16 protein-coding genes are annotated in these 18,305 nt (G+C 68.1%); 13 read left to right on the forward strand and 3 right to left on the reverse strand.

Annotation, left to right across the window (positions count from 1 at the left end):
- The first annotated feature begins 379 nt into the window (after positions 1 to 379).
- The 3 genes from ABC319_RS19705 to ABC319_RS19715 are packed head-to-tail and all read left to right on the forward strand — an operon-like array spanning position 380 to position 4,444.
- A complete protein-coding gene (locus ABC319_RS19705; protein WP_413071974.1) occupies positions 380 to 2,602 on the forward strand; it encodes an alpha-galactosidase in 2,223 nt (740 codons plus the stop codon).
- Positions 2,603 to 2,609: 7 nt separating this feature from the next.
- On the forward strand, positions 2,610 to 3,641 hold the full coding sequence (locus ABC319_RS19710) for an aldose epimerase family protein (protein WP_413071975.1): 1,032 nt from the start codon (positions 2,610 to 2,612) through the stop codon (positions 3,639 to 3,641).
- Between the two features lie 35 nt (positions 3,642 to 3,676).
- Positions 3,677 to 4,444, forward strand: coding sequence for a FadR/GntR family transcriptional regulator (locus ABC319_RS19715; protein WP_413071976.1), 768 nt, complete (start codon positions 3,677 to 3,679; stop codon positions 4,442 to 4,444).
- A gap of 23 nt (positions 4,445 to 4,467) precedes the next feature.
- Here the strand turns inward: ABC319_RS19715 and ABC319_RS19720 are convergent, their stop codons facing one another.
- The 3 genes from ABC319_RS19720 to ABC319_RS19730 are packed head-to-tail and all read right to left on the reverse strand — an operon-like array spanning position 4,468 to position 7,359.
- Positions 4,468 to 4,764, reverse strand: coding sequence for a type II toxin-antitoxin system RelE/ParE family toxin (locus ABC319_RS19720; protein ID WP_413071977.1), 297 nt, complete (start codon positions 4,762 to 4,764; stop codon positions 4,468 to 4,470).
- Positions 4,761 to 5,039 carry a type II toxin-antitoxin system ParD family antitoxin gene (locus ABC319_RS19725; protein WP_413071978.1) on the reverse strand — a complete coding sequence of 93 codons (279 nt, stop codon included), beginning with the start codon at positions 5,037 to 5,039 and terminating at the stop codon, positions 4,761 to 4,763. The genes ABC319_RS19720 and ABC319_RS19725 overlap by 4 nt, the downstream gene beginning before the upstream one ends.
- 55 nt (positions 5,040 to 5,094) lie before the next feature.
- On the reverse strand, positions 5,095 to 7,359 hold the full coding sequence (locus ABC319_RS19730) for a penicillin acylase family protein (protein WP_413071979.1): 2,265 nt from the start codon (positions 7,357 to 7,359) through the stop codon (positions 5,095 to 5,097).
- A gap of 117 nt (positions 7,360 to 7,476) precedes the next feature.
- On the opposite strand from ABC319_RS19730, the gene ABC319_RS19735 reads away from it, so the two are divergent.
- The 10 genes from ABC319_RS19735 (at position 7,477) to ABC319_RS19780 (ending at position 18,303) form a co-directional block, all read left to right on the forward strand.
- Positions 7,477 to 8,838 (forward strand): hypothetical protein, encoded by a 1,362-nt coding sequence (locus ABC319_RS19735; protein ID WP_413071980.1) that lies wholly within the window; start codon positions 7,477 to 7,479, stop codon positions 8,836 to 8,838.
- A gap of 193 nt (positions 8,839 to 9,031) precedes the next feature.
- On the forward strand, positions 9,032 to 9,412 hold the full coding sequence (locus ABC319_RS19740; RefSeq protein WP_413071981.1) for an antitoxin Xre/MbcA/ParS toxin-binding domain-containing protein: 381 nt from the start codon (positions 9,032 to 9,034) through the stop codon (positions 9,410 to 9,412).
- Positions 9,399 to 10,130, forward strand: a complete 732-nt coding sequence (locus ABC319_RS19745) for an RES family NAD+ phosphorylase (protein WP_413071982.1) — start codon at positions 9,399 to 9,401, stop codon at positions 10,128 to 10,130. The genes ABC319_RS19740 and ABC319_RS19745 overlap by 14 nt, the downstream gene beginning before the upstream one ends.
- 26 nt (positions 10,131 to 10,156) lie before the next feature.
- Positions 10,157 to 11,896 (forward strand): hypothetical protein, encoded by a 1,740-nt coding sequence (locus tag ABC319_RS19750; RefSeq protein ID WP_413071983.1) that lies wholly within the window; start codon positions 10,157 to 10,159, stop codon positions 11,894 to 11,896.
- A 331-nt stretch (positions 11,897 to 12,227) separates the two neighbouring features.
- Entirely contained in the window at positions 12,228 to 13,118 is an 891-nt protein-coding gene (locus ABC319_RS19755) for a replication initiator protein A (protein WP_413071997.1), read from the forward strand.
- A 455-nt stretch (positions 13,119 to 13,573) separates the two neighbouring features.
- Positions 13,574 to 14,416 carry a helix-turn-helix domain-containing protein gene (locus ABC319_RS19760; protein ID WP_413071984.1) on the forward strand — a complete coding sequence of 281 codons (843 nt, stop codon included), beginning with the start codon at positions 13,574 to 13,576 and terminating at the stop codon, positions 14,414 to 14,416.
- Between the two features lie 290 nt (positions 14,417 to 14,706).
- Positions 14,707 to 15,360 carry a ParA family partition ATPase gene (gene parA, locus ABC319_RS19765; protein ID WP_413071985.1) on the forward strand — a complete coding sequence of 218 codons (654 nt, stop codon included), beginning with the start codon at positions 14,707 to 14,709 and terminating at the stop codon, positions 15,358 to 15,360.
- Positions 15,357 to 15,632: a ribbon-helix-helix domain-containing protein gene (locus ABC319_RS19770; protein WP_413071986.1), complete on the forward strand. Its 276-nt coding sequence runs from the start codon at positions 15,357 to 15,359 to the stop codon at positions 15,630 to 15,632. The genes parA and ABC319_RS19770 overlap by 4 nt, the downstream gene beginning before the upstream one ends.
- A 73-nt stretch (positions 15,633 to 15,705) precedes the next feature.
- Entirely contained in the window at positions 15,706 to 17,133 is a 1,428-nt protein-coding gene (locus ABC319_RS19775) for a sugar transferase (protein ID WP_413071987.1), read from the forward strand.
- Between the two features lie 75 nt (positions 17,134 to 17,208).
- On the forward strand, positions 17,209 to 18,303 hold the full coding sequence (locus ABC319_RS19780) for a glycosyltransferase family 4 protein (RefSeq protein WP_413071988.1): 1,095 nt from the start codon (positions 17,209 to 17,211) through the stop codon (positions 18,301 to 18,303).
- Positions 18,304 to 18,305: the final 2 nt, after the last annotated feature.

Here is an 18,305-nt window from a genome sequence, read left to right on the forward strand (position 1 = left end):
GTCGACACGTATACCTGTCGCGCTGTCCTACACCCCCCTTGCCGGGATATACCGCCCGCATGCGATCCGCCGCTCCCCTCCGACCCGGTCGCCCCTGCAGGGTCCGGTACTTACGACAGCATAACTGTCGAAACATATCCGCCCCGCATTTGCCCGGTTCGTCACCCCATGGAGCCGGCAACCCAGGGAAATCGCACCCGAACCGCCTCCGGCCGCAACGTGGCGCCGACCCTTCGCAATCCTCAACTTCCTCAACATTCGCCCGCAACCGGTGTTTCTAAATATGACATTATATCTTCCGTCCGTCGGGCGATGAAGCTAGCAACTCCCGGCGCACGGCCGACCGACGGCCGGCACCGACGACGATGGGATGAGGGTGATGATCAGGCTGATCCGGGGCATATTGCTGGCGACGGGCGTGGCGGGGGCGGGAATGCTGCCGGGCGCGGCGCTGGCACAGGCCAGCTACGATGCCACCAGCAAGATCTTCCGCCTCGACGGCGGAGAGGTGACCTATGCGTTCAAGGTCAACGCCACCGGCATCCTCCAGTCGGTCTATTGGGGCAGCCGCCTGCCCGACAAGGCGCCGCTCGCCGCGCCCGAGCTGTCGGGCCTGTCGGGGTTCGACGTGGCGGCGAATGTGGTGCCGCAGGAATATGCCGGGCAGGGCGGGGGCCTCTATGCCGAACCGGCGCTGAAGGTCACCTATGCCGACGGCAACCGCGACCTCGTCCTCTATTACCGCAGCCACCAGATCATGAAGGACGAGATCCGCGTCACCCTCAGCGACCTCGACCGGCCGCTGTTCGTCACGCTGATCTACCGCATTGATCCCGATACCGGCGTGATCGCCCGCACCGCGACGATCGAGAACCGCGGCACCACCGACGTCCGCGTCGATCAGGTGGCCGCGGCCGGCTACACCCTGCCGGTCGCCTACGATTATCGCCTCCATTACTCGACCGGGCGCTGGGCGGCGGAATGGACGCTGCAGGACCGGGCGCTGACCGCCGGCTCGACCGTCCTCGAAAGCCGCCGCGGCTCGACCGGCAGCCAGAACAATCCGTGGTTCACCATCACCCGCGGCGACACCACCGAGGAGAACGGCCCGGCGTGGATCGGCGCGCTGGCGTGGAGCGGGTCGTGGCGGATGACCTTCGACCAGGACGTGACCGGCCGGATCCGCGTCACGGGCGGCTACAACCCGTTCGACTTCGCCTATCGCCTGCGCCCCGGCGCGACGATGGCGACGCCGGTCTTCTACACCGGCTTCTCGAACGAGGGGCGGGGAGGGGCCTCGCGCCTGTTCCACCGCTTCCAGCGCGAACAGATCCTGCCCCGGCCGGAGGGGCAGAAGCTGCCGCTGTTGCGCAAGGTCCTCTACAACAGCTGGGAGGCGACCGAATTCAAGGTCGACGAGGCGGGCCAGCTCGCGCTCGCCGAGCGCGCCGCGACGCTGGGGGTCGAGCGGTTCGTGATGGACGATGGCTGGTTCGGCGCGCGCAACAACGACAAGGCGGGGCTGGGCGACTGGACGGTCAACCCGGCCAAGTTTCCCCGCGGGCTGACTCCGCTGATCGACCGGGTGAAGGCGCTCGGCATGGATTTCGGCCTGTGGGTCGAACCCGAGATGATCAACGCCGACAGCGACCTCTACCGCGCCCATCCCGACTGGGTGATGCAGTTCAAGGAACGGCCGCGGACCGAGGGGCGCAACCAGCTGGTCCTGAACCTCGCGCGGACCGACGTGCGCGACCATGTCCTCCAGGTGCTCGACGACCTCGTCACGAAGAACGACATCGCCTTCCTCAAATGGGACTATAACCGCAACTGGTCCGAACCCGGCTGGCCCGATGCCGACGTGAACGACCAGCAGACGATCTACGTCGCCTATGTCCGCAACCTCTACTGGATCATTGACGAGCTGCGGAAACGCCATCCGAAGCTTGAGATCGAGAGCTGCTCGGGCGGGGGCGGCCGCGTCGATCTCGGCATCATGTCGCGCACCGACCAGGTCTGGCCGTCGGACAATACCGACCCGTTCGACCGCATGCTGATCCAGGACGGCTTCACCCAGGCCTATGCGCCCGCCGCGATGATGGCGTGGGTCACCGACAGCCCCAACTGGGTGAACAACCGCCAGACGACCCTGTCCTTCCGCTTCCTGTCGGCGATGCAGGGGGGGCTGGGCATCGGCACCAACCTGAACAAGTGGCAGGACGCCGACTTCACGACCGCGCGCTACTATGTCGCCTCGTACAAGCGGATCCGCGAGACGGTGCAGCGCGGCGACCTCTACCGCCTCAACCGCGCGGACGAGGCGGATGCGCGCTGGACCAACCTCTATGTCGCGCCCGACAAGCGGCAGGCGGCGCTGTTCACGCTGGTCGGCTCGACCCACAAGTTCGACGTGATGCCGACGATCACGCTGCGCGGCCTCGACGCGGAGGCGCAGTACCGGATCGAGGCGATGGACGGCCAGCCGCTGCCCGCCACCATCCCGCCCCAGGCAAGCGGCGCCTACTGGATGAACCACGGCGTCGACGTGACGCTGCGCGGCGATTTCCAGGGCGTCGGCATGATCCTGACCCGGGTGCGATAGAGGACCGATGGCCGCTTCCCGCTTCCTCACCCTCGCCTCGCCCGGCGGGGTCGCCGTGACGCTGACCGATCTGGGCGCGCGCCTGACCCGGATCGACGCGCCCGACCGCGACGGCCGCAACGCCCGCGTCCTCCTCGGCTTCGACCGGGTCGAGGATTATGCGGCAGAGGCGGGGCAGGGGAGCGGCGTCTATCTGGGCGCGACCTGCGGCCGGGTCGCCAACCGCATCGCCGGTGCCGCCTTCGAGCTCGACGGCACGCGCTACCCGCTCGCCGCTAACGAGGGCGCCAACCAGCTCCATGGCGGCCCGATCGGGTTCGACCGCGTGATCTGGCGGGTGGTCGAGGCGGATCGGGCCCGCATCGTCCTTTGCCACGACAGCCCGGACGGGGACCAGGGCTATCCCGGCGCGCTCGCCGTCACCGCCACCTTCACCCTGTCGGCGGACGGCGAGCTGGCGATCGTGTACCAGGCGACGACGACCCGGCCGACCCACGTCAACATCGTCTCGCACGGCTATTTCAACCTGTCCGGGGTCGACGGGACGACGATCGCCGACCACCGCCTGCGCCTCGCGGCCGACGCCTACCTGCCGGTCGACGACGCCGCGATCCCCACCGGCGAGCGTCGCGTGGTGGCCGGCACCCCGTTCGACTTCACCCGCCCGCGCACCATCGGCGAAGCATGGAGCGATAAGGCGGGGGAGGGCGACGACCCGCAGATCCGCCTCGGCCGCGGCTACAACCACAATCTCTGCCTGTCCGGCACCGGCCTGCGCGAGGTCGCGTGGCTCGACCATCCCGCCAGCGGCCGCACCCTGACGCTGTCGACCGACCGCCCCGGGCTCCAGCTCTACAGCGGCGGATGGCTGTCCGGCCGCTTTCCCCGCCATGGCGGGCTGTGCCTGGAGGCGCAGGACTGGCCCGACGCCTGCAACCGCCCCGACTTCCCCGCCACCCGCCTCGACCCCGGCATGACGTACCGGTCGGAGACGCGGCTGCGCTTCGGGGTGACGTCCCGCTCGCCGCTCACGGCATAGTGGCGCCGGCTACCCGGCTTCGATAGGCTGTAGACATGGAAGCGACCAACGACACGCGGCAGCGGACGGAGGGCATGGGCATGATCGCGGCGCCCGATGAGGGATTGAACCTCACCGCCAGCATCGTCAACGACCTGGGCCTGTCGATCGTCACCCAGGCCTATCTGCCCGATCGTCCCTTCCCGACCGAGGCGGAGCTGTGCCAGCGCTACGGCGTCAGCCGGCCGGTGCTGCGCGAGGCGGTGAAGATGCTGACCGCCAAGGGCCTGCTGCTCGGCCGCAAGCGCGCCGGCACGGTGGTGCTGCCGGAGGCGAGCTGGAACCTGCTCGATCCCGACGTGCTGCGCTGGATGCTGCAGCGGGATTTCTCGATCGACCTGCTGATCGACTTCACCGAGATCCGCATGTCGATCGAGCCGCGCGCGGCGACGCTGGCGGCGCATTCGGCGACGGGGGCGCAGCGGCGCGCGATCATCGACGCGACCCAGCGCATGGCCGCGGCCGACCGCGGCGAGGAGGATTCGCTCGAGGCCGATATCGCGTTTCACATCGCGGTGCTGCAGGCGAGCAACAACCGCTTCATGCGCCAGTTCACCGGGCTGGTCGACACCACGCTGCGCTTCTCGATCCGCCGCACCAACGAATACAAGGGCGTCCCCCGCGCCAGCGTCCGCGAACACAAGCGCGTCGCCGATGCGATCATCGAGGGGCAGCCGGTCCTCGCCGGCGAACGGATGAGCGAACTGATCCGCGGCGCGCTCGACCTGCTGCTCACCGCCGGGAAGCACCCGATGCGGCCGTGAGGGTGGCCGGCGCGGGGCGGTCTTCAACTCAACCCCAGCGCGCGATCGTGATCCTGACCGGGGCCGAGAACGCGGTGAACGAAGATGCGGTCGGGCAGGGCGGAGTAGAGGATGCCATATCCCTTCCACGAGCGCCGACGGATGCCGTGGCGTTCGTAACGCGGCACCAGCGGAAATCCGTGCGGCAGATCGCCCAGCCGCTGCGCTGTCCCCCGCAATTCCTCGACGAAAGTGACGGCGCGGCGCGGATTGTCGCGGGCGATGAACCGACCGATACGCGCGATATCGGCGACCGCGCGCGAGGACAGGACGACCCTCACCGCCGGGGCGGGCCGTCGATCGATCCAATGTCGGTCAACACCGTCTCGCACGCCTGGTCAAGGTCGATGCCGCTACCTGCGTGCATCTCGGCCAGACTTTCCGCGATCGAGGCATCCAGTTCGGCCAGCCAGCGCTGCTCGTCGTCGATCGCGCCCTGATCGCGGCGGATCAGGTCGCGGACATAGTCGCTGATGCTGGCATATTGTCCGTCGTCGATCCGCCGCTGCACATAATCGCGCATCGGATCGGGCAGCGATATGTTCATGGACGCCATGGCCGGTCTCCTGCCCAAGAAATAATGGCAAAAACTGCCATCGGGTGCAATGCCGTTACGGCTCCCCGCAGACGCTCCCCCGCCCTGCCGCATGTTCTGCCACCCGCGCCGGCTCCGCCGGCCGTGCATCGCCCGGCCGATACGACGCGAACCCGCGCAGGCCAGCGGCGTCGAGCACGATCGGCCGCAGGTCGCCGGTGGTGTAGCGTCGCGCCTGGTCGTCGAAGTGCGGCGAGGCGGGGTCGCCGCTCTCGCCGCCCGCCGACACCGCCCAGCCGCGCGGACCCTCGGGGGCGAACTCGACCACCGCGACGAAGCTGTTGCCGCTGGTGCCGTAGAAGCAGCGCTGCCCCGCCTGCCGCTCGACCCCGAACGAGGCCAGCGAGCCGAAATTGCCCGAGGTGAAGCCGACCGGCAGGCTGGGCGCCTTGTCGTCGAAGCGCGGCGTGCCCCACGTCTTCGGCACGCCCGACAGCCGCTGAAACCGGTTGATCCGGCCCCAGGCGATCCGCCACGTGCCATGGTCGCGGCGCATCCGCTCCACCGCGGTCGCCAGCGCCTCGACCCGCGCGGCATCGGTGGTCTGCGTCGCCATCCAGGTGAACAGCGGCACGTTCGCGGCTGCCGCGCGCCGCCCCTCGCTCGCCCACAGCGCCTCGCCCCAATAGACCGCCAGCGACGTCGCCTCCGATCCGGTCGCCCAGCGCCGGTCCCATCCCTTCAGCAGCGCGACCGGCGCGGCGAGTGTGCGGGCGCGCTGGTCGGTCGCGGGCAGGGCGGCATGGCCGCGGACCAGCCCGCCGATCTGCTCGTCGAACAGCGGCAGGAAACTGTCGAACGCGGCCCGGGTCAGCGTGGCGGCGGTGAAGCGCGTCGTGTTGTCGAACAGCATCAGTGCGTGGCGCCCGCGCGGGTTCTCGCCGAACTGGTCCATGTAGCGGGGGAAGTCGGTGGCACGCAGCGTATCCGGCCCGGCCGCGGCCCAGGGCGCGTTGTTGGTGTTCATCACCCAGCCGCTGGGCGGGTTCACCACCTGCGGCAGCTCGGCCAGCCGGTGCAGTCCTTTCCAGTCGGTCGCCGGATCGCTGCCGTCGACGGGCTTCGTATAGTCGAACCGCGCGTCGCGGACCGGCACGAATTGCGGGTGGAGATAGGCGATGGTGCCGTCGGCCGCGGCCAGGATCGTGTTGTTCGACGAGTTCGCCTTGCGCTCGGCGACCTTCAGATAATCAGCCAGCGTCGTCGCGCGGGTGCGCAGCCAGCTCTGCTCCAGCGCCGCCAGCGGGTTGTTCAGCATCGCCACCGCGATCCACCGGTTGCCCCCTTCACCGGCGCCCTGGCGGCGGATGACGGGCCCGTGATGCGTCGCCAGCACGTTGAAGCGGCGCGTGCCCTGCGTCCCGTCCGGCCGGCGCACCGACAGCGTCACCACCCGCTGCCGCAGCGGACGCCACGCCGTACCGTAACGGTAGCGGAGCTGCCCCCCGCGCTCCGCCACCTCGACCGCGAACTCGTCGATATTGTCGACCCCGCTCGACGTGTGCATCCAGCCCAGGCGCCGGTTGAATCCCTGATAGACGAAGAACTGCCCCCAGGTGGCGGCGCCGTAGACGTCCAGCCCCTGATCGCTCGTCACCTGCTGCTCGGCGCGGAAGAAGAACGAGGTGTGCGGGTTGATCCACAGCAGCGGGTGCCCGCTGGCGCTGCGGTCGGGGCCGAAGGCGAAGCCGTTCGATCCCTTGGGCTCGACCAGCCGGCCGGCATCCGCCCCGACAGCGGCCAACGCGGGAGCGGGAGGCGCCGCCCCGCCATAGAAGGCGGCGAGCGCGGCGGGATCGACCCCGCGTTCGATATCCCCGCCGATGCTCCCTTCCGAAAAGGCGAGCGCCATCCACGGCTCGAACCGGGCGATCGCCTTCGGGCGCACGGCGGGATGGGTGGCGAGATAGTGGTTCAGCCCCGCCGCCCACGCGTCCATCAGCGCACGCAGCCAGCGTGGGGTCCTGGCGTAGTCGCGGCGCAGGTCGGCCGGGTCGACGAACAGCCGCTGGCGCAGGTCGGTCCACAGCGCCGCCTCGCCCTCCACCTCGGCCAGCCGGCCGAGCGCCGTCAGGTAGTTGCGCTCGATCCGGGGGAAATCGTCCTCGGCCTGCGCATAGATCATCCCGAACACCGCATCGGCGTCGGTCCGGCCATGGATGTGCGCGATGCCGAACCCGTCGCGGGTGATGGTGACCGTTCTCTCGTCACCCCGGGTTGGACCCGGGGTGACGGGGAGGGAGGAAGATCCCGCTACTCCCGGTCCCGCGGACAGCGCCATCACAGCCAACCCCAGTAAACCGCGCATCGCCCTTGCCCCCTCGCCCCTCATCCGATTAAACCGAGGATAAGTCATATATATTGTTGCCAGCAAGCCTCTCGAAAGGTCACGCTTCCCATGACGATCGCCCTCCGGCAGATCCCGATCCCCGATTTCGGCACCATCGACGAACCTCCCGCGCTGCCCGCCCATCGCTATGCCGCGCGCTGCGACGCGGCGCTGGCGGCCGCGGGGACCGACTGGCTGGTGGTCTATGCCGATCGCGAGCATCTGGCGAACGTCATGTTCCTGTCGGGGTTCGAGCCGCGGTTCGAGGAGGCGCTGCTGCTGCTCGGCCCCGGCGGTCGCCGCGTGCTGGTGACCGGCAACGAGTGCGTGCCCTATGCCGTCGTCTCGCCGCTGCCCGGACTCGAGGTGCGGCTGTCGCAGACGATGAGCCTGCCCGGGCAGGACCGCAGCCAGGCCCCGCGCCTGACCGACGTGCTGCGCGACATCGGCATCGGTACGGGCGACCGCGTCGGCATGGTCGGCTGGAAATATCTCGAGCCGGAAGAGTGGGAAGGAGAGGGGGAGGCCCCGGGTTTCGTCCCCGCCCCCTATCTGGCCGCGGTCCAGCGCGTCGCCGGCAGCGTCGTCGATCGCACCCCCGTCCTGCTCCATCCCGAACACGGCCAGCGATCGATCATCGACGCCGACCAGATTGCGATCTTCGAGGCCGCGGCCGCGCGCGGATCGGAGATGGTGTGGAACATCCTCAGCCAGCTGCGCCCCGGCGACAGCGAGGCGGAGGGCGCCGCGCGGATGCTGTACCGGGGCGAGCCGTTCAACGTCCACGCCATGCTCGCCTCGGGCAACGCCGCGACCGGCCCGGTGATCGGGCTGGCGAGCGCCGGCCCGCGCCGGATCGGGCAGGGCGACGGCGTGTCGACCGCGGTCGGGCTGTGGGGCGGGCTGACCGCACGCGCGGGGCTGGTCGACGACGCCAACGACGAATTCGTCGCGGTCGCGGCCGCCTATTTCAGGGCGCTGGTCCGCTGGTATGCGGTCGCCGATATCGGCGTGACGGGTGGTGAACTGTTCGACGCGGTGACCGCGACGCTGGCGGAGGGCGGCCTCCGCTCGCTCCTCAACCCCGGCCACCTGACGGGGCATGAGGAATGGTCGACCAGCCCGGTCCGCCCCGGCTCCACCGAACGGCTGCGCTCGGGTATGCACATGCAGGTCGACGTGATCCCCACCCCGATTTGCGACGGCTGGGCGCTCAATTGCGAGGACAGCGTCGTCTTCGCCGACGAGGCACTGCGCGCCGAACTCGCCGCGCGCCACCCCGCGGTCTGGGCCCGCATGCAGGCCCGCCGCTCCTTCATGCAGGGCACGCTGGGCATCGAGGTGGCGGAGGCGGTCCTGCCGCTCTCCTCCACCCCGCTGTGCCTCGCGCCGCTCTGGCTGCGCAGCGACTGGATCTTTTGCCGGGAATAGGCGGCGAACCCACTTCTCCCCTTGTACCCCGGCGAAGGCCGGGCCCAGTCGGGGAACGCTGGTTAGGGACGTGGCGCATCATCACAGGAGCCCCTCCAACTGAGCCCCGGCCTTCGCCGGGGTGCCATAAGAGGTGTTTGAACCTTGTTCCGCAGAACCAAATCGCTATATTCCGTTCTGAAGGAGCAGCCTCGTGGCCATCGCACTCGCCACCACTGACCATCCCGACGCCCCCCGCGTCCTGGGCGAGGCGCTCGCCCGGATCGCGCAGTTCTGGCAGCTGTCGAACGCCCGGCTCGGCCAGATCGTCGGCTTGTCCGCCCCCACCGTCTCGCGCCTGCGGGCCGGTAGCTACCGGCTGGAGCCCGCCACCAAGCCGTTCGAGCTGGCCCAGCATCTCGTCCGCCTGTTCCGCTCGCTCGACAGCTGGCTGGGGCAGGATGATGAAGCGGCCCGCTCGTGGCTGGCGACCCCCAATCTCGATCTCGGCGCCGCCCCGATCGACCTGATCGCCAGCGTCCGCGGGCTGCTCGCCACCAGCGACTATGTCGATGCCCTGCGTGCGCGGACCTGATCCGCACCCCGAGGATCTCGCCGCGGCCGCCACCCCCTATGACGGCCGCGTGATCCGCATCGTCGAGGCGCAGCACCGCATCGCCACCAACCGCCTCGCCGGCAACGCGGCCGACCAGGCGTTGCTCGAGGCGCTGGCCGACGAGGTGAAGCCCAGTCTGCCGCCCGCCGCACAGGCGCTCCCCTGGCTCCTCGCCTCGCCGTTCCGCTATGGGCTCGGCCGCCCCTCGCGCTTCCGCCCGGCCGACACGCTGCCCGGCATCCTCTACGCGTCCGAGGCGATCGAGACCGCGGTGACCGAGGCGGCATATTGGCGCCTGATCGGCTTCGCCCGCTCCCCCGGCTTCCGGCGCCCGCGCACGCCGACGCCGATGTCGGCCTTTTCGGTGACCGTCACCACGACGCGTGCGATCGACCTGACCCGGGGCGTCCTCGGCACCGAGCCCGGCCGCTGGACCCACCCCCGCGATTATGGCGCCACGCAAGGCCTCGGCCGCACCGCCCGCACCGCCGGCCTCGCTGCGATCCGCGCGCCGTCGGCGCGCCATGCAGGCGGCATCAACCTCGCCGTCCTCGACCCCGCGGCATTGCGCCCGCCACCCCGCCCGCATTCCAGCTGGGCGTTCCTGGCGACGGAAACCGGCCTGATCGCCACCCGCGAGATGAGCGACCAGGCACTGCGGTTCGATGCCGTCCGAATGGGTATCACCGGGGCGTAGCGCGCTTCGTCAACGAGGCTTTAACCATGGATCGGCCAAGCCGGCGCGCGATGAGGCAGGCGGCGATACCGGTGATCGACCGGACGGGAGCAGCGGGCGGCGACGCCTGGCGGCAGGCGGTGGTGGTCGCCGCGGTGTTCCAGCTGGCGATCACGCTGATGGTCGGCTGGCTGCTCGCCATCAACCGGTCGACCAGCCTGGCCGCGGGCTGTTTCTTCGATCACGACGCGTATCTGCTGACCGCCGGCGGGCTCGTGCTGCTGGGCATGGGCTGGTGGCCGCTTCGGGGCGCGCCGGTGCCCGCGCTCACCCGCCGCGTGCTGTTCCTCTGGTGTGCGCTGGCGGCGCTGGCCGCCTGTGCCGGCACCTTCCTCGTCTTCCACCATTATCCGGTCTCGCGCGACGAGCAGTCGGCCGAGTTCGCCGCGACCTATCTCGCGGCGGGGCATATGGGCTGGCCGATCCCGCCGCGCTTTCGCGATCTGGCGCAGGCGATGATGCCGATGCACGCCACCGTCCGGCCGGGCGCCTGGCTGTCCAACTATCTGCCGGTCAACGCCGCGATCCGGGCGGGGGCGGGGCTGCTCGGCGACCGGTGGCTGGCGGGGCCGCTGCTGCTGCTGGCCGGTGCGCTGGCGCTGGCGTCTGCGGCGCGGCGGATCTGGCCCGACCGGCCGCACGCCGCGACCGTCGCCGTCGTGATGTCGCTGACCTCGACCCAAGTCGTCGTCAACGCCGCGACGCCGTTCGCAATGACCGGCCATTTCGCGCTGAACGCGCTGTGGCTGGCCTGCTTCCTGCGCGGCGACCGGCGCGGCCATGCGCTGGCGATCGTCGTCGGCCTCTTCGCCTCGGGGCTCCACCAGTCGCATTTCCATATCGGCTTCGTCATGGCGTTCGTCGTCTGGCTGGCGATCGACCGGCGGTTCCGGCTGGCGGGCTGCTACGCGCTGGCGTGCCTGTTCTACTGGTTCCTGTGGCGCCACGCCTGGCCGTGGCTGCTCGATGCGACGATGGGCGGGCAGCTCGTGGTCAGCGGCACCCCGCCACCCGCGAACGTCAACGTCGTCCTCTGGCGGCTGAGCCAGCTCCAGATCGGCGAGAGCCTGACCCGCTTCATCGCCTGGCAGAACATCCTGCTGCTGCCCCTCGCCATCGCTGGGGCCGGCGCGGTCAGGCAGGCGACCGGCCCGGCCCGCATCCTGATCGGCTGCGCGCTGGCCTGCGGCTGGGGTCTCGCGCTGCTGGTGCTGCAGGACCATGGCTATGGCTATCGCTATCTCCACCACCTGATCCCGTGCTTTTGCCTGCTGGCAGCGGGCGGCTGGCTGGCGATCGAGGAGCGGCTGGGCCGATGCCTGCCCGCGTCTATTCTGGCCGCCAGTGCCGCCTTTGCGCTCCTCTTCACCCTCCCGGTCGCGACGTGGCGGATCATGGTCGCCAACGCCCCTTATGAGCGCGCCCATGCCGCGGCACGGGCGGCAAAGGCGGACTATCTGTTGGTCGACACCCGTGCCGGCGCCTATCTCCAGGACATCGTCCGGGTGGAGGAGGGGCCGGGGCCGGTGCTGCTCGACCTCGGTTACGTCCCGGCCGCGGCGGTGACGCGGCTGTGCGCCGGGTCGCGCGTGATGATCTTCGGCGAGGCGCAGGCGCGCCATTTCGGCATCCCCGTCGATCCCGACCGCGTCGCGAACGAGGCGGAGGCCGCCGCCCGCGCCGCCCAGCTCAGGCGACTGGGCTGCGGGCATCCCCTGCCGTTCTAGAATCCAACGATCGCGACTTTTGCGGATCGGCGCGGCTTGGGAGTAAGGCGGTCCGCGACAGGAGCGGCGACCCGGCGATGAATTCATACTCGAAAGCACGAATGGGACGCGCGGCGCACCGTATCCGCGCCTGTTCCGCCCGGCCCGGTCGCCGAAAGTTCGTGCTTTCGAGTAGGAAATACCAGTGACCCGCCAGACCCCCCGGACGCCCGCCGCGCCACCCGCCCCCGGCCCGGTCCGGGCCACCCGCGCCAAACCGCCCGCCAAGGCCACTCCGCGCCCGGGGCCCCGCACCGGTCAGGGCGACCTGTTCCGCCTCGACAGCCCGTTGATGGGCGAGATCCGCGGCGAGCGGTCGCTGATGGCCTTTCCCTTCTTCGCGCTCGCCAAGACCGCGTGGATGAAGCCGCTGACCTATCGCACCGACACCGTCTCGATCGAGGTGCGTCCGTCGGCCAGCGGCGTCGCGACGATCTACGACAAGGAGATCGTGCTCTACATCGCCAGCCTGATGGCCGCGAAGCTCGAGGCGGGGGAGGCGGTGGAGCAGGATTTCGTCTTCACCGCGCACGACCTGTTCCAGGTCACCGGCGCCAATCATTCCGCCCGCTCGTACAACCGGCTGTCGGAGGCGCTGGAGCGGCTGCAGGGCACCCAGATCAAGACCAATATCGAGGCGGGCGGCGAGGGCGAGGAGGGCTTCTTCTCGTGGCTGTCGGAGGCGAAGCTCCATTATTCGCGCAACCGGGCGGGCGAGCGCCGGCTGAAGGCGGTGAAGGTGCGGCTGTGCGACTGGCTGTTCCGGGCGATCCTGCTCGACCGGCATGTGCTCGACTATGCCCATGCCTATTTCCAGCTCGGCCCGATCGAGCGGCGCATCTACGAGGTCGCCCGCTCGACCGTGACCGAGGGCGAGGCGCTCGACCTCGACCTCGCCACCTTCCGCCTCCAGATCGGCTACCAGAACCCGCTCGCCAATTTCCGCCAGGCGGTGCGCGCGATCGCCGGCACCGACGCGATCCCCGACTACGACGTCGCCCTGGTCGAGACGGTGACGGGGGACGCGGCGGGGGAGGGCGCGCCCGCGGACTCGCCCCCGGTCGCCGGGCGGCGCGGGCGCCGCGCCAATCCGGCGCGCGTCGTCGTCACCCGCCGCCCCGCCGCATTGCCGGCCGACGATCAGGCACCCGATCGGACCGGTGATCCGGTCGCCGAATCATGATTCGCGCGGGCCTGCCGTCCACACCGATTTGATATTCGAAAGCACGAGTCTGACGGGCAATTCATACCCGAAAGCACGAGGACGCCGGAGTATTTGATACTCGAAAGCACGAAGTCGACAGACTTTACGGGCTCGGTTCGTCGCGATTTCTGCATTTCATACTCGAAAGCACGAACCGCGAACGCTTCCGATGTTGGACATTAACTGCAACAGTCGTGGAACAAGCCGGCATGGGGCCGGCACGAAAACGGACAGCGGCTGTGACCACATAAAGGAAAGCCCGGCACGAAGGCCGGGCATCCCAAGGGTATCATGGAGCGACGTCGCCAAACGTCGATCCCAAAGGTCTCACAGACCTTCTCCGGATACCCCTGATCGCTTGCCGGTTCAAGGATGCGCGTTTCGCGCCACACTCCCTTTTTGCCTCCGGTCCCAGCCCTTTCGGGGGATGGAAGATGACGGCGTTTACCCTTGGCCAGGCCAGCGTGCTGGCGATCGCGAACATGCGCGCCGCCCCGCGCACCGCGTCACGCTCTCCCCGGCGCAATCCCCATCGCACCGGCGCGCCGGTGCGCCGCGACAGTATCGAGGCGGGGACGTTCGAGGAGCAGTTCTTCAGCCCGCCAGCGAAGGGCGAGACCGACCGGCTGCTGCGCATGGCGCGCGCCGCGCTCGACGCCGGGCGCCGCCTGCGCCGTGCCGCGCGGATCGAGCGACGCAGCCTCTCCGCCTCGGAGCGCGCGCTCGCCGCGCTGACCGCGGGGGCGGTGCGCGTGTACGAGGAGATCTGCACGCTCGCCCGGCTCAACCGCGGCCGCGTCTATCCCAGCTACGACCGGCTCGCCGCGGCCACCGCGCTCGGCCGCGCCACCGTCGCGCGGGCGCTCCACCAGCTCGAGGCGACGGGCTTCCTCGTCCGCCAGCGCCGGTTCAGGCGGGTCGAGGGTGATGGTCCGGGCCCCCGCTACGAGCAGACCTCGAACGTCTATCGTCCCACCGTGCCCCAGCGCCTGCTCGGCCATCTGCCCCGCTGGCTGCGCCCCGCGCCGGTGCCCGACGACACGCTCCAGCAGGCGGTCGACCGCGCCGACGAGCTGGCGGCGATGCACGCGACCCTGTCCTGCCGCGAACTGGCGCAGGCGACCGTCGGCGGTCCGCTTGGCCGGATGCTCGCCCGGCTCGGTGCCCGTATCGATGCCCGACAGAGCGAGTCTCATATCGATCCACAACCGCTACCGCATCCATCTGATCAGGGAACAAGCAGACTCGGCCTGAACGGCCGAGACGCCATTGCCTGACGGCACTGGACCCGCGATCTTAACCATCCCCTGCTACACCTGGGGATAATTCCAACTGCGGGAAGCACCGGCTCCGCCGGCGCCATGCTCCCTGAGGGGATCAGGCGGTTTCCGGCAGCGATCATCGCGACCGGAGCGCGCGTGCGAGCGGGGTGAAAGGGAGGGGTGGGGAAAGCGACGGCGACATGATTTTGGCCTTACCTTAGCCTTACCTTCCGCGCTCCGGCCCTTGCCGATCCGGGCTGTCGACATGTAGAGACGCCGACATGGCTTCCCCCGTCAGGACCTCGATGAAGACGATCGCGATCATCAGCCAGAAGGGCGGGGCGGGGAAGACAACGCTGGCCCTCCACCTCGCCGCCGCGGCGCAGGAGGCGGGGCTGGTCTCGCTCATCGTCGACACCGATCCCCAGGCTACCGCCAGCCAATGGGCCGCCTGGCGTCAGGATGCGCCCCCCGAGGTCATCGACAGCCCGCCCCCCCGCCTGGCGGCCAAGGTCGCGGCCGCGCGCGATCAGGGCGCCGGCCTGATCGTCATCGACACGCCCCCCCATGCCGACAGCGCCGCGAGGGCCGCGGTCGAGGTCGCCGACCTGGTCCTCATCCCGTGCCGCCCGTCGGCGTTCGACCTGGCTGCGATCCAGACGACGGCGAAGCTCGTCCAGCTCCTCCGCAAGCCTGCCTATGTCGTCTTCACCGCCGGCCCCCCCAACGCGCCGCGCGTCTATGCCGAGGCGGGCGAGCTGGTCGACGGCTACGGCACCCCGCCATGTCCCGTCCTGATCCCCGACCGCGCCGCGTACCGCCATGCCAGCGCCGAGGGGCGGACGGTCATGGAGCTGGAGCCGGCCGGGAAAGCGGCCGACGACATCCGCGACCTCTACCGCTGGACCTGTCGACAGCTCGACATGAAGACGCCATCCTCACGAAAGACCGCCGCATGAGCCGGAAACCCAGCTTCGCCAACCTGCGCACCCATGCCGCGCCAGTGCCCGTGACGGCCCAGCCGTCCGACCCCGCGGCGCCCGCCGCAGGCACCCCGGCCCGCCCGCAGAGCCGCGAGGGCAGGAAACAGATCGCCGGCTTCTTCACCCCCGATATGTCGCTGGCGATGCACATGCTGGCGAGGCGCCAGGGGAGAAGCCTGCAGGCACTGATGGCCGAGGCGTTCAACGACGTGCTGAGGAAGCACGGCGAGAGCCCGGTGGGGGATTGAGGGCCACTCGGACTGAAAGCCGTGCCGGCTCAGGAAGGTAGCTTTTCCGCCGTTTTTGTTACATGGCCGCGTTATGACGTATGTGTACAATCGACAGGAGCAGCCGGTCGCCAGCAAGTTCGTGCGTCCGGTAGAAGATGAGGCATTTGCGCCTTTGCTGGTGCGGGATCGTAAAGTTTCCCGTTTTCGTTGCTATCTGCTGCTGGCGTTCAGTGATGCGCTGGCGATCAGTCTTTCTTTTTGTACTGCGAACTTTCTGGTCAGCCTTGCCGCACCAGCGCCGATTGAACACGGCTTCCTGATGTTGGGTGTTATCCTGCCGTTGTTCGCCATTCAGGCAGGCACCAACGGGACCTATGGTGCCGCGACGTTGGATAACGCCCATCTTGGAGCTAGTCGGGCTGCAAGGGCATTGATGATCGCCGGCGGCATCGTCCTGCTAATCGCATATATGCTGAAGGCGAGCGGTGAATTGTCACGCGGCGTTTTCGCAATCGGTTTTGCCGCCTCGTTTCTGCTGCTGATCCTAGCCCGTATGCTGCTCAAGCCCCATATCGCCCACATGCTCGGTGGTACGGCACACACTACCATCGTCATTCGCGATCGCGTCAACTATAACACACACGGTGCTGAAATTGTCCTTGATGCCGACGATATCGGTTTCAATCCTACCACTAACGACCCTCATGCCTACCATAATCTGGCCAACATAACCGCGTGCTCGGATCGACTGGTCGTAGCGTGCGATCTCAATCGTGCTCGTGACTGGGCACCGGTGTTACGAACGCTGGCAGTAGATGGCGAGATACTGACGGATGTGCGCGACGAGGTCAGTGCCATCGGTATGCGCGAGTTTGGCGAACGTCACACGTTGGTTATCAATTATGGCCCGATGACCTTGTCTTCCAGGGCGATAAAGCGTGCCTTTGACATGGTGTTCTCGACTGTTGCTCTGTTCGTGCTCACTTTGCCGTTACTGGCGGTCATGATCGCGATACGCTGGGAAAGTAGCGGACCTGTCTTCTTCCGGCAGGAACGGATCGGCCGCGGCAATCGCATCTTTCGGATCTTCAAATTTCGTAGCATGTACCATCATACGGCCGATGTACATGCTGAGCGCCTGACTCAAGTCAACGATAGCCGAGTAACGCGGGTCGGTAACTTCATTCGTCGTACCTCGATCGATGAACTTCCTCAACTCATCAATGTTCTCAAAGGTGAGATGAGCATTGTCGGTCCTCGGCCTCACGCTTTAGCTGCCAAGGCCGCTAATCTTCTCTACTGGGATGTCGATGCCCGTTATCGGCAACGGCATGCAATTAAGCCGGGAATGACCGGTCTGGCTCAGGTGCGTGGCTTTCGAGGCAACACTCATCAGATTGAAGATCTGACCAACCGCCTGCAGGCGGATCTCGAATATGTCGCCAACTGGTCATTGCGCAACGACATCGCGATCATCGTCCAGACAATGAAGGTAATGCTCCACACGAACGCGTATTGACGTTCGCGTGTTCACCCGGTTGGAACGGCGACTCGCCTTGACCACATTCCGGGGCGTGAAAATGAAGGACAAGTGTTGGCTAGAATTCTCGTCGATGGCCGGGTTGGGTGGGGCTCGGGCATCGGCCGCTATATCGCTGCCACGCTGCCCCGGCTTGCCGCCTTGCAGCCGCAGCACCGGTTCGACGTTGTGTTACCACCGGCGCAGTTGGACGCGGCCCGATCATTGTTCGCCTGTTGCGATAATCTGGGAATGGTTGCTAGCGACATCGTGCCCTTTTCGGGACGGGAGCAGTGGGCTTTGGAGCCGCTGTCGAGCAGTTACGATTTGACCTGGTTTACAAACTATTTTGTGCCTTTGCGCTGGCGCGGCCCGTTTATCGCAACGGTGCACGATGTCCTTCATCTTGAAGACGAACTGTTTCCAACGGCATGGACCAAGAGGACCCTGTCCCGACTGGCCTTTCGCAAGGTGCAGCGTCAGGCGCGTGGCGTGGCGTTCGTCAGTCGCTTTAGTCAGCGTGAATTCACCCGCAAGATCGGGGCCGTTCAGCCATGGGTCAATTGCCTCAGTGGTATCGATCACGCCGACTGGCCCCTGTTCGATCCAGCCACACCGCCGCATAAAACAAAGCGCATCTTGGTCGTAGGCGCGGCCAAGCAGCATAAGAATTTTTCCATGGCGATCGCCGCCTGGCAACGCGCTCGGCTTTCGCCGGAGTGGCAATTGACCGCCGTCGCGCCTGCTGTTGACCAGCGGTCAGGTATAGATCTGCAGAGCTTGGCGAATACCGATCGCGCGATAGACGTACGCCGCGGCATCTCTAACGAGGAGCTGCACGGGCTGTACGGCGAGGCATCGATCGTGTTGATGCCATCGCTGTACGAAGGATTTGGCCTGCCGCTTCTGGAAGGCATGCAAGCGGGTGCATTGTGCGTCAGTTCCACTGCCGAAGCCTTGGTGGAAACGGCGGGGGGCGCCTGGCTGCAGTTCGTCAACGGGCGCGATCTGACCGGCTGGGTCGAGGCAATCGAGCAAGCATGCCGGACCATCGACGATCCGCCTTTTGACCTTGAGGCAATGCGTCGCCACAACATGCGCCATGCTGCCCAGTACAGCTGGGACCGGACCGCCGAAGCGATCGCAGCTCTTCTCGACCAGACACTCTAATA

The sequence above is a fragment of the Sphingomonas phoenicis genome, assembly GCF_047238005.1.
Lineage (GTDB): Bacteria > Pseudomonadota > Alphaproteobacteria > Sphingomonadales > Sphingomonadaceae > Sphingomonas.

Excerpts from the sequence above, each read along its gene's own strand:
- ABC319_RS19705 (WP_413071974.1), top strand. The coding sequence starts at position 380 with ATGATCAGGCTGATCCGGGGCATATTGCTGGCGACGGGCGTGGCGGGG.
- ABC319_RS19710 (WP_413071975.1), top strand. The coding sequence starts at position 2,610 with ATGGCCGCTTCCCGCTTCCTCACCCTCGCCTCGCCCGGCGGGGTCGCC.
- ABC319_RS19715 (WP_413071976.1), top strand. The coding sequence starts at position 3,677 with ATGGAAGCGACCAACGACACGCGGCAGCGGACGGAGGGCATGGGCATG.
- ABC319_RS19725 (WP_413071978.1), bottom strand. The coding sequence starts at position 5,039 with ATGGCGTCCATGAACATATCGCTGCCCGATCCGATGCGCGATTATGTG.
- ABC319_RS19730 (WP_413071979.1), bottom strand. The coding sequence starts at position 7,359 with ATGGCGCTGTCCGCGGGACCGGGAGTAGCGGGATCTTCCTCCCTCCCC.
- ABC319_RS19735 (WP_413071980.1), top strand. The coding sequence starts at position 7,477 with ATGACGATCGCCCTCCGGCAGATCCCGATCCCCGATTTCGGCACCATC.
- ABC319_RS19750 (WP_413071983.1), top strand. The coding sequence starts at position 10,157 with ATGGATCGGCCAAGCCGGCGCGCGATGAGGCAGGCGGCGATACCGGTG.
- ABC319_RS19755 (WP_413071997.1), top strand. The coding sequence starts at position 12,228 with ATGGGCGAGATCCGCGGCGAGCGGTCGCTGATGGCCTTTCCCTTCTTC.
- ABC319_RS19760 (WP_413071984.1), top strand. The coding sequence starts at position 13,574 with ATGACGGCGTTTACCCTTGGCCAGGCCAGCGTGCTGGCGATCGCGAAC.
- parA (WP_413071985.1), top strand. The coding sequence starts at position 14,707 with ATGAAGACGATCGCGATCATCAGCCAGAAGGGCGGGGCGGGGAAGACA.
- ABC319_RS19770 (WP_413071986.1), top strand. The coding sequence starts at position 15,357 with ATGAGCCGGAAACCCAGCTTCGCCAACCTGCGCACCCATGCCGCGCCA.
- ABC319_RS19775 (WP_413071987.1), top strand. The coding sequence starts at position 15,706 with ATGACGTATGTGTACAATCGACAGGAGCAGCCGGTCGCCAGCAAGTTC.